This is a genomic window from Cobetia sp. 1CM21F (assembly GCF_023161745.1).
Lineage (GTDB): Bacteria > Pseudomonadota > Gammaproteobacteria > Pseudomonadales > Halomonadaceae > Cobetia > Cobetia amphilecti.
This window is the reverse complement of sequence record NZ_JALNTQ010000005.1, coordinates 214,167-229,690: the sequence shown is the minus strand read 5'-3', so window position 1 is coordinate 229,690 and position 15,524 is coordinate 214,167. Positions and strand designations below refer to the sequence as shown.

General features: G+C 63.9%; 10 protein-coding genes. 3 read left to right on the top strand and 7 right to left on the bottom strand.

Translation table 11 applies throughout. From position 1 onward, the window contains the following. Positions 1 to 112: 112 nt before the first annotated feature. Both cobA and MSG32_RS15705 read right to left on the bottom strand, forming a co-directional pair. Positions 113 to 1,087 (bottom strand): uroporphyrinogen-III C-methyltransferase, encoded by a 975-nt coding sequence (cobA, locus tag MSG32_RS15710; protein ID WP_248380596.1) that lies wholly within the window; start codon positions 1,085 to 1,087, stop codon positions 113 to 115. After that, positions 1,056 to 3,920 carry a nitrate reductase gene (locus tag MSG32_RS15705; RefSeq protein WP_248380594.1) on the bottom strand — a complete coding sequence of 955 codons (2,865 nt, stop codon included), beginning with the start codon at positions 3,918 to 3,920 and terminating at the stop codon, positions 1,056 to 1,058. The genes cobA and MSG32_RS15705 overlap by 32 nt, the downstream gene beginning before the upstream one ends. 841 nt (positions 3,921 to 4,761) lie before the next feature. On the opposite strand from MSG32_RS15705, the gene MSG32_RS15700 reads away from it, so the two are divergent. Genes MSG32_RS15700 through nirD form a run of 3 tightly spaced genes read left to right on the top strand, consistent with a single transcriptional unit; the run spans position 4,762 to position 9,319 of the window. Next, positions 4,762 to 6,204 carry an FAD-dependent oxidoreductase gene (locus tag MSG32_RS15700; protein ID WP_248380592.1) on the top strand — a complete coding sequence of 481 codons (1,443 nt, stop codon included), beginning with the start codon at positions 4,762 to 4,764 and terminating at the stop codon, positions 6,202 to 6,204. Further along, a complete protein-coding gene (nirB, locus tag MSG32_RS15695) occupies positions 6,201 to 8,858 on the top strand; it encodes a nitrite reductase large subunit NirB (RefSeq protein WP_282460389.1) in 2,658 nt (885 codons plus the stop codon). Before MSG32_RS15700 ends, nirB begins: the two co-directional genes overlap by 4 nt. Next, positions 8,855 to 9,319 carry a nitrite reductase small subunit NirD gene (nirD, locus tag MSG32_RS15690; protein ID WP_248380590.1) on the top strand — a complete coding sequence of 155 codons (465 nt, stop codon included), beginning with the start codon at positions 8,855 to 8,857 and terminating at the stop codon, positions 9,317 to 9,319. The genes nirB and nirD overlap by 4 nt, the downstream gene beginning before the upstream one ends. Positions 9,320 to 9,816: 497 nt before the next feature. Here the strand turns inward: nirD and MSG32_RS15685 are convergent, their stop codons facing one another. The 5 genes from MSG32_RS15685 to MSG32_RS15665 all read right to left on the bottom strand — a co-directional run bounded on the left by MSG32_RS15685 (position 9,817) and on the right by MSG32_RS15665 (position 14,906). Continuing rightward, positions 9,817 to 10,818, bottom strand: coding sequence for a branched-chain amino acid ABC transporter permease (locus MSG32_RS15685; protein ID WP_225347306.1), 1,002 nt, complete (start codon positions 10,816 to 10,818; stop codon positions 9,817 to 9,819). 1 nt (position 10,819) lies between these two features. Further along, complete coding sequence (locus MSG32_RS15680; RefSeq protein WP_043334657.1) at positions 10,820 to 11,707, bottom strand: branched-chain amino acid ABC transporter permease; 888 nt, start codon at positions 11,705 to 11,707, stop codon at positions 10,820 to 10,822. A gap of 107 nt (positions 11,708 to 11,814) precedes the next feature. Continuing rightward, a complete protein-coding gene (locus tag MSG32_RS15675) occupies positions 11,815 to 12,996 on the bottom strand; it encodes an ABC transporter substrate-binding protein (RefSeq protein WP_052384712.1) in 1,182 nt (393 codons plus the stop codon). Positions 12,997 to 13,260: 264 nt separating this feature from the next. Continuing rightward, positions 13,261 to 14,076, bottom strand: coding sequence for an ABC transporter ATP-binding protein (locus MSG32_RS15670; protein ID WP_248380588.1), 816 nt, complete (start codon positions 14,074 to 14,076; stop codon positions 13,261 to 13,263). Then, positions 14,073 to 14,906, bottom strand: coding sequence for an ABC transporter ATP-binding protein (locus tag MSG32_RS15665; protein WP_052384708.1), 834 nt, complete (start codon positions 14,904 to 14,906; stop codon positions 14,073 to 14,075). The genes MSG32_RS15670 and MSG32_RS15665 overlap by 4 nt, the downstream gene beginning before the upstream one ends. Between the last annotated feature and the right edge of the window lie 618 nt (positions 14,907 to 15,524).

Genomic DNA, 15,524 nt, shown 5'->3' with positions numbered 1-15,524 from the left:
ACCGCTGGTAACGCCATGCGTCCCCGGCAGCGGATGCGTACTTTACGCACGAACCGCCGTGAGGGCAAGGGCTTTTTGGCAGCAATGCCCAAAAGAGTGCAAAGCAGGCTTCTCAACATGCTTCCCTGCAAGACATGTGAGCCTCTGCCTGCGCGACGGCATCGGCCAGCGCACTCTCTCGCCCCGCCGCCATCTGGCAGACACTGCCGACGATGATCAGGCAGGGTGTCGGCAATGGATGCTCGGCCAGACGACTCACCATATTGCCGAGCGAGCCGTGCAGGGTCTGCTGCTCGGGAAGGCTGGCATTGGCGACCAGCATCATCGGCCAGTCCGCCGGCAGCCCATGACGCTGCAACTCATCACAGATCACCTCGAGACGATTGAGCCCCATATAGAAGAGAAGCGTTTCATCGCGACGTGCCAGCTGCTGCCACTCAGGCTGCTCACTCTTGCTGCAGAGCTGAGCGGTCACGAAACGCAGACGCTGTGCATGCGCCCTGTCCGTCAATGGCATTCCCAGGGCAGCGGCCGCACCGGAAGCCGCGGTGATGCCAGGCACGATATGCCGCGTGATGGCGGCATCATCGAGGGCCGCGAGCTCTTCCCCCATGCGACCGAAGACACCGGGATCACCGCCCTTGAGGCGCACGACTCGCATGCCCTCCCCCGCCAGGCGCACCATCAGCGCGCCGATCTCATCCTGCGGCACACTATGATTGCCGCAGGCCTTGCCGACGTAGTAGCGCTCACAGTGCACCGGTAGCTGAGCGAGAATCTCATCGCCGACCAGGCGGTCATAGACCACCGCATCCGCAGCATTCAGCATTCGCCAAGCCTTGAGCGTCATCAGGTCCGGTTCCCCCGGCCCCGCGCCCACCAGCGCGACCTGCCCCGGAAGAAACGCCTCCCAGGCGGGAGAAATCCCGTTGGCATCGCTGCGCGCTGGCACATGCCGATTCTCGCCACGCCACTCGCGCCGCGACATCAGGCCGTCGGTCAGCCGTGCCATGAGAATCCCGAGAGACTCTGCACTGCTGGATACCGACATCAGGTCACGCCATTTCCAACGAATCAATCCGCTCATCGGATCGCTCCTCTTCCACAAGACGTTTGAGTTCAGGCAGGCAGGAACCGCAGCGAGTGCCGCAGGCCAGTCGCGCGCCCAGGGCTTCCACGGAACCGTCACCGGACTGGATGGCCTGACGAATGGTCAGTTCGCCGACCTGATGGCAGGCACAGACCATCGCCCCGACATCCGCCTGCCCGGAGAGACGGCCGGCCAGCAGGCTGCGCCGCTCATGCGCGGAGAGCTGCTCTGATGCGAAGCATTCGCCCAGCCAGGCGATATTGGGTTGGCGATCGAGGTGTGCGTCACCCGGCATCACCTTCAGCCACCAGACAAGGCGTCCATCACGAAAGCCCGCTGCGCTGATGCCCCCTTGCGCGGCGTCCTGTGCCCAGAGCCCCGCCGGGACACCCAGATGGCTTTCGCACCAATGCTGCCAATCCGGCTGGCCCTGACCTGCCAGCTGGTAGCGCACCAATGCCGATTGCGGAATACGCGCCCAGTAGCGCCCGTCGAGCTGGGTCACGGCAGCCACCAGATCCTCACGCCCGGCCAGGATGGAGGGGGTAATCAACAGAGTGGCCTGCCACTCGCATGGCAATGGCGCGACCTCTACCGCGCCATGCTTGGATTCCGGCTGACCGGAGAAGGGATCGACGAGCCCCGCCAGCAGCGCACCGGCCCGAGCGTGACTCGCGAAGTGGTCGCTCCAGTGCATCGGAATGAATACCTCCCCGCGACGCTGACCACTGCTGATGCGGACGCGAGCCCGGTAATCTCCACGCAGCCCGCCCTGCTCATCACGCCCCTTGAGCTGCGCGAGACCGCCATCCTGCAAATCGCGAGCCGCCGCATCCTGCGGATGGAGCTCCACGAAAGGCTCGGCCCGGTGATTCATCAGGCGAGCACTGCGCGCGGTGCGCGTCATGGTGTGCCACTGATCACGAATACGCCCGGTATTGAGGCGCAGCGGCGCCGCATCGCTCAGCGCCTGTTGCGGTAATTGCGGTACCACGGGCACCAGGCGTGCGCGCCCATTGGGAGTGTTGAAGGTGGCATCCTCGAACAGGCGCGGCGTGCCGATCAGCTCGCCCTTGTCTCCGCGGCGTACCGGCCACTGGATCGGCTTGAGCGCGTCGTAACCCGCGCGATCCAGCTCCGCCAGCGGCGCGATGTTGAACAGCCGCTTGACCGAGGAGGTTGCCGATGGCTTGCGACCGGCCTTGAGACGCGGCGCAGAATTGCGAAACCCCGAGAGGCGGGCGTGCTCACGGAAGATCGCGTGGGGCCCCGAGTAGTCGAAAGCCTCCTGATAGCCCATGCGCTTGCCGACCTCCGCCAGCTGCCACCAGTCATGACGCGCCTCACCCGGCGGAGTGAGCAGGCCACGCTGACGCGAGATGCAGCGCTCGGAGTTGGTGACGGTGCCATCCTTCTCGCTCCAGCTGCTGGCCGGCAGCACCACATCCGCGTAGGCCAGGGTGTCGCTGTCGGCCATGCACTCGGAGACGATCACCAGCGGGCAGGCCGCCAGCGCTGCACGCACTCGTGCGCTATCCGGCAGGCTCACCGCCGGGTTGGTCGCCATGATCCACAGCGCCTTGATTTCGCCACGCCCCAGCGCCGCGAACAGCTCGACCGCCTTGTGACCAGGCCCCTCGGGCAGGTTCGGTGCCTGCCAGAACTCGCTGACCAGCGCCCGCGCACCCGGCGTGTCGTAATCCATATGTGCCGCCAGCTGGTTCGCCAGGCCACCGACTTCGCGGCCGCCCATCGCATTGGGCTGCCCGGTGATGGAGAACGGCCCCGCTCCCGGCAGCCCGATCTTGCCGCCTGCCAGATGGCAATTGATGATCGCATTACCCTTGTCGGTGCCACTGGTCGATTGATTCACGCCCTGGGAGAACAGCGTGACCACGTGTAGCTGGGTGGCAAACCAGTAATAGAAGGTCTCGAGACGCTCCACATCGATATCGCAATCCCGCGCAATTGCGGAAAGCGAGCAATCGTCACGCTTCGCCTGCTTGATTGCCGCATCGAAACCCTGGGTGTGGGCCTCCAGATAGAGGCGATCGATGCGTCCGCGCTCGGCCATATAGGCCAGCAAGCCATTGAAGAGGCGCGCGTCGCTACCGGGGCGAATGCCCAGATACAGGTCCGCGATCTCGCAGCTGTCGGTCAGGCGCGGGTCGATCACCACGATACGCAGCAAGGGATTGTCGATACGCGCCTGCTTGAGGCGCTGGAACAGCACCGGGTGATTCCAGGCCAGATTGCTGCCGACCAGCACCACCAGCTCGGCACGCTCGAGATCCTCATAGCTGCAAGGCACGGCGTCTGCCCCGAAGGCACGCTTGTGCGCCACGACCGCCGAGGCCATGCACAGCCGCGAATTGGTATCCAGGTGCGGCGTACCGATGAAGCCCTTGAACAGCTTGTTGGCGAGGTAATAGTCCTCGGTCAACAGCTGCCCCGACAGATAGGCGGCAATGCTGTCCCCACCATGGGTGCTGCGCAGCTCACCGAAGCGAGCGGCGATCAGATCCAGCGCCGTATCCCAGCTCACCTCTCGCAGCACGCCTGCGGCATCGCGTATCTGAGGCTGCGTCAGACGGCCGCTGGATGACAGTGTCTCGGCAAGCGCAGACCCCTTGACGCACAGACGCCCGTAATTGGCCGGATGGTCGTTGTCGCCGCTGACGGCGGTGATCCTGCGCTTGAGCTCACCACCCTCCTGCACCCGGTTTTTCAGCTCAAGTGACACGCCACACCCGACACCGCAATACGGGCAGGTCGTCGAGGCGCTGCAGGAGGAAGACTCACTTGTGCTCTGGGGCTTGCTGGCCTGCATAGACATCACTCCCTGGTGCAGTAAGCATGAAAAAAGGCGCCTGATGACCCGCCACGTAATGTGCGGTCATCAGGCGCCTTTGCCTGTCGTTGTCAGTCCTGGTCTGCCCTGCAGACTGACAAGGAAAACTGATGGTGGATACGGTCTCGTCATGCCGATGGGTGCGCAATCTCGTCTTCGAGACGTCGACATGGCGTGCATGATTGAAGAGCCGCCGTTGGCCGGTTCGCGAGTCTCGCAACAGTGAAGCTTGCGGAGTCGCGAACCCTCAATCAGGTATCACACCAATGACCTGATAGACGCACTTAACAGACCAACCCTGACCAATCACCAGAAATAACAATCACTTGGCCGTCATAAGCTACCGAAGCAGGAGGCGGACAGCGCGAGACGGCCAGCGCCAGGCACCGCTGACGCACCAGCCATGTGCATCAGCGCATGCGACTGCACCAATCCCTGCCTTGATGCCTCCCTGAACCGCGACCGGCTCGACCATGCCAGGACCTCTCCTCGAGTATCTGCAACTGCAAGTGAATGAAAAATAGCGGCTTTCTCTGAAGCGGCACCGAATTCGCCTGAGTATCGGCAGGTTGGGTCAATGACGACCCCGAATCGCAGGTCTCGCAGCGCATCACTCCGATGAGTGACATGCAGCAGCCAACGGTCCGCCAGACCTGCCGCAGTTGTGGGTGACAGCGACATCGTCACCTGACACTGCAACTCGCTATCCAATGCTTAGCCCTCATCTTCCAGGCAAAGGCGCCTGCTTGACGTCGTGATCATCACGGCGGCAAGCAGGCGCTTTTTTTATGCGTCCAGAACGTCAGCGCAAGGAGGCAGAATGCATCCGTCATCTACCACTCGCGAGCCTACGCCAGCACTGGTCATCATCGGCCACGGCATGGCGGCGCAGAAGCTGTTGGAGCAGCTGGTCTCGCTTAGCCCTGATCAGCAGCTGCCCTGGCCGGTCACGGTGATCGGCGAGGAGCCCCACCTCCCCTACAACCGCATTCAGCTCTCGCCGCTATTGGCCGGCGAGACACAAACCGAAGGCCTGATCAGCCAGCAGGCCGACTGGTTCTCGCGGCACGGCATCACACGAATCAGCGGCGACCCCGTCAGCCAGATCGATCGCGCCGCCCGCTGTGTCGAGACCGCCAGCGGCGGCCGCATCCCCTATCAGCGGCTGGTGATCGCGACCGGCTCACGCCCGGCGCTGCCCCTGCTTCTGCCCGCTCACCTGCCAAAGGCGTCGTCCGCCAATGACTGGCCGCCGGGACTGATGGGCTTTCGCGATCTGAAGGATGTCGAGCAGATGCAGGCCGCCTGCCTTGCCGGACGGCAGGAGGGCGCCGGCGCACTGGTCATCGGTGGCGGGCTGCTCGGGCTCGAGGCCGCCGAGGGCCTGCGCAAGGGGGGCCTTGAGGTGACGCTGCTGCAGCGCAGCGAGCGCCTGATGAACCGTCAGCTGGATGAGGTCGCGGCCGGACTGCTGGAGCAGGAACTTCGCGAGCGTGGCCTCGACATCATCACTGGCGCGCACCTCGAAGAGTGGCTCGAGACCCCGGCGGGCCGCATCACCGGCGTGCGCCTCAAGGATGGCCGCGAACTGCGCGCCGGACTGACCATCGCCGCCACCGGCATCCGCCCCGAAATCGAGCTTGCGCGTGCTGCGGGGCTGGCCTGTCAGCGCGCCATCCAGGTCGATGGCCATCTGCTCACGAGCGATCCGCACATTCACGCGTTGGGCGAATGCTGTGAGGTGGCTGGCGAGACCTTCGGCCTGATCGAGCCCATCTGGGCGCAGATCGAAGTGCTCGCCCGCCAGCTTCTCGCGCAACCGACTCCGCCCTATCGCAATGCGCCACTGGCGACGCGCCTCAAGGTCAGCGGCATCGACCTCTATAGCTGCGGCGAGCTTACCCCACAGCCAAATGACGAGGTGCTGGTCTATCAGGACCACGCCCTGGGCGACTACCGCCGACTGCTGCTGCGCGAGGAGCGCCTGGTCGGCGTGGTGCTCTACGGCGACGTCAGTGCCGGCAACGCCCTGTTCGAAGCGCTCAGGGCCGGCACGCCACTGACCAGGATTCGCGAAGACCTCCTGCTGATGCCGGCAGAAGCCCTGGCAGGACTGACCCAGGACGGCCCGCCGACGGCGCCCGATGACCCCAGCGGCAAGCCGGGCACTCAAGACATGACAGACCAGCATCGTGATCGCGACACCACAGACAAGACCGACAAGACCGACAACACCCCTGACACCTTCGAGGAGGCCGCATGAAACATCTGATCATCATCGGCAATGGCATGGTTGGCCATCACTGCGTCGAGCAGCTGATCGCACTGGGCGCCACCGCGCACTACCAGATTCATGTCTTCGGCGAGGAAGGCCACATCGCCTACGACCGCGTGCATCTCTCGGAGTATTTCACCGGGCGTGATGCCGAATCTCTCGCGCTCGGCACCGCCGACGACTACCGCAAGGCGGGCGTCACCCTGCACCTCGACGAGTGCGTCACCGCCATCGACCGCGATGGCGGCCATGTCATCACCACGCGCGGGCGCTACCCCTACGACAGCCTGGTGCTGGCGACCGGCTCGACCCCCTTCGTGCCGCCCATCCAGGGCCTCGGTGAGCCGGGAAGCGAGGCCGCCGCCAGCAATCGTCTGGTCTACCGCACCCTGGAGGATCTTGATCAGATTCGCGCTGCCGCCGATGGCAAGACACATGGCGTGGTGGTCGGCGGTGGCCTGCTGGGGCTGGAAGCCGCCAATGCCCTCAAGTCACTCGGCCTGGAAGCGCATGTCGTCGAATTCGCGCCACGCCTGATGCCGGTGCAGCTGGATGAGGATGGCGGCCTTGCGCTCAAGCAACACATCACTGCGCTGGGCGTGGGGGTGCACCTCAATCGCGCCACCACCGACATCGTGCCCGGCGAGCACCATCAGTGGCGGATGAACTTCTCCGATGGCGAATATCTGGAGACCGACCTGATCGTGTTCTCCGCCGGCATCCGTCCTCAGGACGCCCTGGCACGCAGCGCCAGCCTCGAGATCGGCGAGCGCGGCGGCATCATCATCGATGACGAATGCCGCACCTCGGACCCGGAAATCTTCGCCATCGGCGAGTGCGCCCTGTGGCAATCGCGCATCTTCGGGCTGGTCGCGCCGGGCTATCAGATGGCCCGCGGCGTGGCGTCCCTGCTGGCCGCCAGCGCTGGCGATGCGGCAAGCGCCTCTCAGGAGAGCTTCCGCTTCCAGGGCGCCGACATGTCCACCAAGCTCAAGCTGCTGGGCGTGGATGTCGGCTCCATCGGTGACGCCCACGGCAAGACCGAGGGCGCGATCAGCTATCGCTACTGTGACGAGGCCGATGGCGTCTATCGCCGCCTGATCGTCTCGCAGGACCGCAAGCAGGTGCTGGGCGCGGTGCTGATCGGCGACAACTCGCGCTACGACACCCTGCTGCAGTACGTCACCAATGGCATCGCGGCGCCCAAGGACCCGGCGGCACTCATCCTGCCGGATGCCAGTGGCGAAGCCATCACGCTGGGCGCGGACGCCCTGCCCGACAGCGCCACGCTGTGCTCCTGCCACAACGTCTCCAAGGGCGATGTCTGCAGTGCCATCGATGCCGGCAACAGTGATCTGGGCGCCATCAAGGCCTGCACCAAGGCCAGCACCGGCTGCGGAGGCTGTGCGGCGCTGCTCAAGAAGGTAGTGGATGCCGAGCTGGAAAGTCGTGGCGTCGAGGTCGATCGCTCACTGTGCGAGCACTTCGCGCACACGCGTCAGGAGCTCTACTCGCTGGTGCGCGTCGAAGGCATCGAGACCTTCGCCGAGCTGATGGCCAGCCACGGCCGCCATCCGGATGCCCTGGGTTGCGAGATCTGCAAGCCGGCAGTGGGCTCGATTCTGGCCTCGTGCTGGAATGCGCCGATCACCGAGTCCTCGCACATTCCGCTGCAGGACACCAATGACACCTTCATGGCCAACATGCAGAAGAACGGCACCTATTCCGTGGTGCCGCGCATCCCCGGCGGCGAGATCACGCCGGACAAGCTGATCGCCATCGGTGAGATCGGCAAGCGCTACAACCTCTATACCAAGATCACCGGCGGTCAGCGCATCGACCTCTTCGGTGCCCAGCTGCATGAATTGCCGGATATCTGGAGCGAGCTGATCGCCGCCGGCTTCGAGACCGGCCACGCCTACGGCAAGTCCACCCGCACGGTGAAATCCTGCATCGGCAGCACCTGGTGTCGCTATGGCGTGCAGGACAGCATGGCGATGGCGCTGACGCTGGAAGACCGCTACAAGGGCCTGCGTTCCCCGCACAAGCTCAAGTTCGCCGTCTCCGGCTGCACCCGTGAATGCGCCGAGGCCCAGAGCAAGGATGTCGGCGTGATCGCCACCGAGAACGGCTGGAACCTCTACGTCTGCGGCAACGGCGGCATGCGCCCGCGTCATGCCGAGCTGTTCGCGACCGACCTGGATGACGAGAGCCTGATTCGCACCATCGACCGCTTCCTGATGTTCTACATCCGCACCGCCGACCGCCTGCAGCGCACCTCCGTCTGGCGCGAGGGCCTCGAGGGCGGCCTCGACTATCTGAAAGAGGTGATTCTCGAGGACAGCCTGGGGCTCGGCGAGACCCTCGAAGAGCAGATGCAGCAGGTGGTGGACCGCTACGAATGCGAATGGGCCAATGCGCTCAAGAGCCCCGAGAAGCTCAAGCGCTTCCGCAACTACGTGAATGACCAGCGCCCGGACCCTGACGTGGTCAATATCGTCGAGCGCGACCAGATTCGCCCCGCCAGCCGCGATGAACTGGCCAGTGGCAATCTGATCATCAGCGACGGTGGCGCCCGCGAAGCAGTGGCAGAACATCAACCTCAGTCAACGACCCACCTGGCCACGGAGGTACGCTCATGACATCGCCCGCACTCGCCACGACATCTTCCACTCCGCTCTCCAGCCCGTCCTCTGCAACACAGGACACCTCTGCCGCGACACAGTCGCCGCTACGCTGGGTGACACTCTGCCAGCGCGAGGACCTGGTGCCGGGCTCCGGCGTGGCCGCCTGGCTTGAGGCGGACGGCCAGGCCTGCCAGATCGCCCTGTTCACGCTGCCGGCCACAGCCGACAGCGATGACCTCACGCTGTTCGCCATTGACCATCATGATCCGGTGTCAGGCGCCAACGTGATTGCCCGCGGCCTGCTGGGTGATCACGCCGGAGAGCCACTGGTGATCTCGCCACTCTACAAGCAGCGCTATCGACTCAGTGATGGCCAATGCCTGGACGACGCCACACTCGCATTGACGGTGTGGCCTGTGCGTCTGGCAAGCGGCGAGGTACAGGTACAGTGCCAGCAGGCAGACGATGCCTGCTAGCCACACCCGCTATCCACACCCGCTATCCACACCCGCTATCCACATAAGTTATTGATGACGTACGGATATGCTCGAAAAACGGCACGCATTTGGTGCACAACCATGCTGCAACGCACCATGAATCGCCCAACAGCGCGCACACCTCGAGCCATCTGACCGCCACCTGGCAGCCCACAAACAGGCATCAACATCTCAAGCCATTGTTTTTATTGGTAATACCAAAAAGCTGGCATCGGGCATGCAATCTATACAGCGAGATGGCAAATGGCGGCTATCTCGCATGGCGTGCTCATTGCTGAGTCGAGGATCCGGGACCGGCGTATCCCCCTCGATATACAATGGCATTTAAGTCCACCCTACTTGGGGTGGACTTTTTTTATGTCTGAAGTCATCGGCAAGCCATTGATTTTCTTTGCTTCAGAACAGGATGGGCCGCTCACTCTGTCTTGCTGATATCCCTTCGTGCTTCTCGCTTTTCCTTCTCGCCGCCTCGCCACTCATTTATCTTCCCGCTGCTGACGACGCGCGATCCAGCGCTGACATTCCCCGATGATGCCGCTGCGGAAGCTGAGCACGCAGACCACGAAGATGGCGCCTAGAATCACGCTGACCCAATCCCCCAGCGCGGATTGCGCCAACTGATGCTGCAGCCCGATGACCAGCCCGGAGCCCACCAGTGGCCCGAGCAGCGTGCCTACGCCGCCCAGCAATGTCATCAGGATCACCTCCCCCGACATGTGCCAGCTGGCATCACCCAGCGAGGCGAGCTGGAACACCAGCGTCTTGGTCGCTCCCGCCAGCCCCGCCAGCCCCGCCGACAGCACGAAGGCCACCAGCTTGTAGGCATCGGTGTGATAGCCCAGCGAGATGGCGCGCGGTTCATTCTCGCGAATGGCCTTCAGCACCTGACCGAAGGGGGAATGCACCACGCGCCGGATCAGGGCAAAGGCCGCCACGAAGATCGCGAACACGAAGTAATAGAGGGTGTGGTTGTTCGCCAGATCGAACACGCCGAACAGCTCACCGCGCGGCACGCCATGCAGGCCATCTTCCCCGTGGGTGAACGGCGCCTGGATGAAGAAGAAGAACATCATCTGGGCCAGGGCCAGCGTGATCATCGCGAAGTAGATGCCCTGCCGTCGGATGGCCAGCGCCCCGAACAGCGTCCCCAGCACTACCGCGCCGAGCGTACCGGCCACGATGCCCAGTGCCGGACTCAGGCCCGGGTATTCCGCGAGCAAGAAGCCGGTGATATAGGCGCCCGTGGCCAAAAAGGCGGCGTGCCCGAAGGACAGCAGCCCCACGAAGCCGAGCAGCAGATTGAAGGCGCTGGCGAACAGCGCAAAGCACAGAATCTTCATCAGAAAGACGGGATAGGCGACCCAGGGTGCCAGCAACCCAAGCAGGAACAGCACGAGATACAGCACGCCCAGCGGGGTGATTCTGCGCGGCGCGCTGCCTGCACGCGCGGCCTGGTGATCCTGTTGCAGTACGGCCATGTCAGGCCTCCTTTCCGAACAGCCCGGCAGGGCGAAGCATCAACACCATCACCATCACGACGAAGATCACGGTATTGGCGGCCTCGGGATAGAACACCTTGGTCAGCCCCTCGATCAGCCCCATCGCGAGCCCGGTGAGGATGGCGCCGAGAATCGAGCCCATCCCGCCGATGACCACCACCGCGAACACCACGATCAGCAGGCTCGAGCCCATGGTCGGCGAGACGGGATACAGGGGCGCGGCCAGCACGCCGGCGAAGGCGGCAAGCGCCACACCGAGTCCGTAGGTCAGCGACACCATCAAGGGCACATTGATGCCGAAGGCCTGCACCAGCTCGGGGTTCTCGGTTCCCGCGCGCAGATAGGCACCGAGGCGCGTGCGCTCGATCAGGAACCAGACTCCGAAGCAGACCACCAACGCCGCCACCAGCACCCAGGCGCGATAGGTGGGCAGGAACATGAAGCTCAGCTTGAAGCCGCCACTCAGCGCCTCGGGGATCGGATAGCTCGACCCCGAGACACCGAACAGATTCACCAGCGTGCCCTCGAAGATCAGCGCCAGCCCGAAGGTCAGCAACAGGCCATAGAGGTGATCAAGATGCTGGATGCGCCGCAGCAGCAGACGCTCGACCACGATGCCCAGGGCCCCTACCACCAGCGGCACCACGATCAGCGCCGTCCAGTAGTTGAGCCCCAGATATTGCGCTCCCAGCAGCGCCGCGAAGGCGCCCAGCATGTACTGGGCACCATGCGCGAAGTTGATGATGCGCAACAGACCGAAGATCACCGCTAGCCCAAGGCTCAGCAATGCATAGAAGGCACCGTTGATCAGCCCCAGCATCAGCTGACCGAACAGCACCATCAGGGGTATTCCAAAAATCATGGTCATCCGCACATTCCTTTTCAGCGCCCATTCGCGTCAGCCGCTCGGCGCTGCCGATCATCCGACCGGCAGCGCCATTCCATACACCTCAGCGACTCGACTGACGTTCAGCTTCAGCCCTTGACCAGCTCGCACTGGCTGTCCGCCAGCGGTCGGTAGGCCTCAGCGCCGGGAATGGTGCGGATCACGTCATAGACATCCCACTCGCCTTGGGATTCGGAGGGCGCCTTGACCTTGACCAGATACATGTCGTGCACCATGCGCCCATCGGCACGGATGGTGCCGTTGTTGGCGAACATGTCGTTGACCGGCGTCTCGCCCATTCTGGCGCGCACGGTGGCGGTGTCATCGCTGCCGGTGGCCGCGACCGCATTCAGGTAATGCAGGGTGCTGGAGTAGATACCGGCCTGCACCATGGTCGGCATGCGCTCATTGCGTTCGTGATAGCGCTGGGACCAGGCGCGTGTCTCGTCATTGAGGTCCCAGTACCAGCCGGTGGTGAGCTGCAGCCCCTGCGCCACCTCAAGCCCCAGGGCATGCACGTCGTTGAGGAAGATCAGCAGCCCCGCCAGCGACTGCCCGGCCTGCACCACGCCGAACTGGCTCGCCGTGGTCAGCGCATTGACGGTGTCCGACCCGGCATTGGCCAGCCCGACGATCTTGGCCCCGGAACCCTGCGCCTGCAGGATGTAGGAGGAGAAATCACTGGTCGGGAACGGATGACGTACCTTGCCGACGATGGTGCCGCCGTTCTCGTTCACCACCTTTTCCACATCGCCTTCCAGGGCATGACCGAAGGCGTAATCCGCGGTCAAAAGGAACCAGCTGTCGCCGCCTTCATCAACGATCGCCTTGGCCGTGCCGTGCGCCAGCGGATAGGTGTCGTACACCCAGTGGACATGATTGGGCGTGCAATGCTCATTGGTGATGCTGGAAGCCGCCGAGCCGGAAACGATACCCAGCGTGTCCTGTTCGGCGAGAATCCGCGTCACCGCGATGCTCACCGATGAGGCCACCAGCCCGGCGACCATGTCGACATTCTGCTGATCGATCCAGCCGCGTACCGTATTGGCGCCGACATCGGCGCTGTTGCGGTCATCGGCACTCAATACCTCGATCGGCATGCCGTTGACGCTGCCGCCGAAGTCCTCGACGGCCATCTTGAGCGCGTCGAGACCGCCTGGGCCTGCCAGGTCACGATAGGTGCCCGACATGTCGGCCAGATAGCCGATCTTGATCACGCCGTCGCTGATATCGGCCTGCGCGATTCCCGCCGACAGCAGTGACCCCATCATGAGCGCGGACAGCGGCAACAGGCGGCGGCGAGTGGCCGCCGTGATGCAGCGTGACAACGGTGATGCGACAGGAGTGGCGTTGGATGAAACGGTGGCGTTGGATGTAGCAGTGGCGTTGGATGAAGCGGTGGCGTGCATGACATCTCCAGACCGGATTACCCGGCAATATTGTGATTGTTGTGGCGAGACGTGCGGACTTCAGATGGACGAGTGCAAAGGCCGTGCATGGCGGCCAGCCCTGTGCAGCTCAGCTCGAGCGGGAGCTCAGACCCCCAGTACCTTGTGCAGATATTCGTGGCGGGCCGGCAACTCGGCCGCGCTGATCTCTTCCAGAATGGTGCCGTGCTCCATCAGGTAATGACGGTCGGCCAGCGGTGCGGCAAAGCGGAAGTTCTGCTCCACCAGCACGATGGTCATGCCGCGCGCCTTCAGCATCATCAGCACTTCGGCCAGCTTCTGATTGATGACCGGCGCCAGCCCCTCGGTGATCTCATCCAGCAGCAGCAGGTCCGCCCCGGTGCGCAGGATGCGCGCCAACGCCAGCATCTGCTGCTCGCCACCGGAGAGGCGCGTGCCCTGACTGGTGCGCCGCTCATGCAGATTGGGGAACAGCGCATAGAGCTCATCCAGCGACATTCCCTGGCCCTGGCCCTGGCCCTGGCCCTGGCCCTGGCTCCGGCCCTGGTCATGTCCTGTGCTCTTGACCAGCGGTGGCAGCAGCAGATTCTCCTCGACGCTCAGGCTGGCGAAGATGCCACGCTCCTCGGGGCAGAAGCCGACACCGAGATGGGCGATGCGATGCGGCGCCAGCCCCATGCTGTCCTGCCCCTTGATGAGGATGTCGCCGCTGCGCCGGCCGACCATGTTCATGATCGCGCGCAGCGTGCTGCTGCGACCGGCCCCGTTGCGACCCAGCAAGGTCACCAGCTCGCCGCGCCGCACCGTCATGTTGACGCCATGCAGCACATGGGACTCGCCATACCAGGCGTTCAGCTCGCGCAGGCAGAGCTGCTCTTCCCCCAGCGGCGAGTCGGCCGCCGAGGCTTGCCTGTCCGTCGCCTGCTCCATAACCACCGTCATGAAACCTCCTTGTGCTCATCCGCCGTGGACTCGGGCGCTTCACTGCCCAGATACGCTTCACGCACCTCGGGGTTGGCCGACACACTGGCGTAGTCGCCTTCCGCCAACACCCGGCCGCGCGCCAGCACGCTGATGCGATCGCACAGACGGCTGACCACGCTCAGGTTGTGCTCGACCATCAGCACCGTACGGCCCCGCGCCGCGACACGAATCAGCTCGACCACGCGGTCCACATCCTCGGCGCCCATGCCCTGGGTCGGCTCGTCCAGCAGCATCAGCGTGGGCTCAAGCGCCAGCGTGGTCGCCAGCTCCAGCGCGCGCTTGCGGCCGTAAGGCAGACTGGCGGTCACACGGTGAGCGTCATCGCGCAGCCCTACCTGCTCCAGCAGATGCAATGCCTGCTCGTTCAGGCTGTCGAGGCTGCGTTCCGGCTTCCAGAAATGAAACGAGGTGCCCTGGGGGCGTTGCAGGGCGACCCGCACGTTCTCGAGCACCGTCATCTGGGAAAACACCGCCGATATCTGGAAGGAGCGCACCAACCCAAGGCGCGCGATCTCATGCGACTTCATGCGAGTGATGGATTTGCCGCGATAGAGAATCTCGCCGCGGGTGGCCGGCAGAAAGCGCGTCAGCAGATTGAAGACTGTCGTCTTGCCGGCGCCATTGGGGCCGATGAGGGCATGGATATGCCCTTCCTGCACCTGGAGATTGACGTCATCGACGGCCGTGAAACCCCGAAAGTCCTTGCTCAAGCCACGCGTCTCGAGAATCGGGGCTGTCGCTGATGCGCCCCCGCTGGCACGCGGCCCCTGAATGGGCGGTGATGGCATGTCAGTACTCCGTCCTGACCGGCAAGCCGGTGGTCTGTGTCTCCCAAGAGACATGAGGGCTGTTCGTCAGCGCGGATGCCCGCAACATCGCGGCTCGTCATCGACACGCAGCATCAACAGGCGCCATCGACAGGCCCTCGATACGCTCCATCGTTGCGCTCCATCGTTGCGAACGGCGCAACTGACGTTTACGTAAACTAGAATAGCGAGAGGCGCGCTGCCAGCGGCAAGCGCGCTCACTCGACCAATAGCCGATATATCAGCGACTTCTTTACAACGCAGCCCTCCCGAGACATCTCGAGGCCGGCAGATTCCCTCACCAGCCCGAGCCGAACCGTCGAGATGAGCGCTATTTCCGCCATAAAAAAAGACGCCTGTCCGTCGCGGAATACCGCGCCGAAGAGGCGTCAACGAGGGTTGCCGAGATCATGACCTCTGGCCGGAGATCATGTACCTGACAAGAGACAACGGGTTTGGCCGGAGGCGGCAGGCCTCCGGCGGAAAGTCATGGCAGTTCGACTCAGGCTCACATCACACAGGTTCACATAGCGCGGGTTAAAATCACGCAGACTCAATTCAGTCAGACTCAATCCAGTCCAGGTCACGGAACCTGCCAGT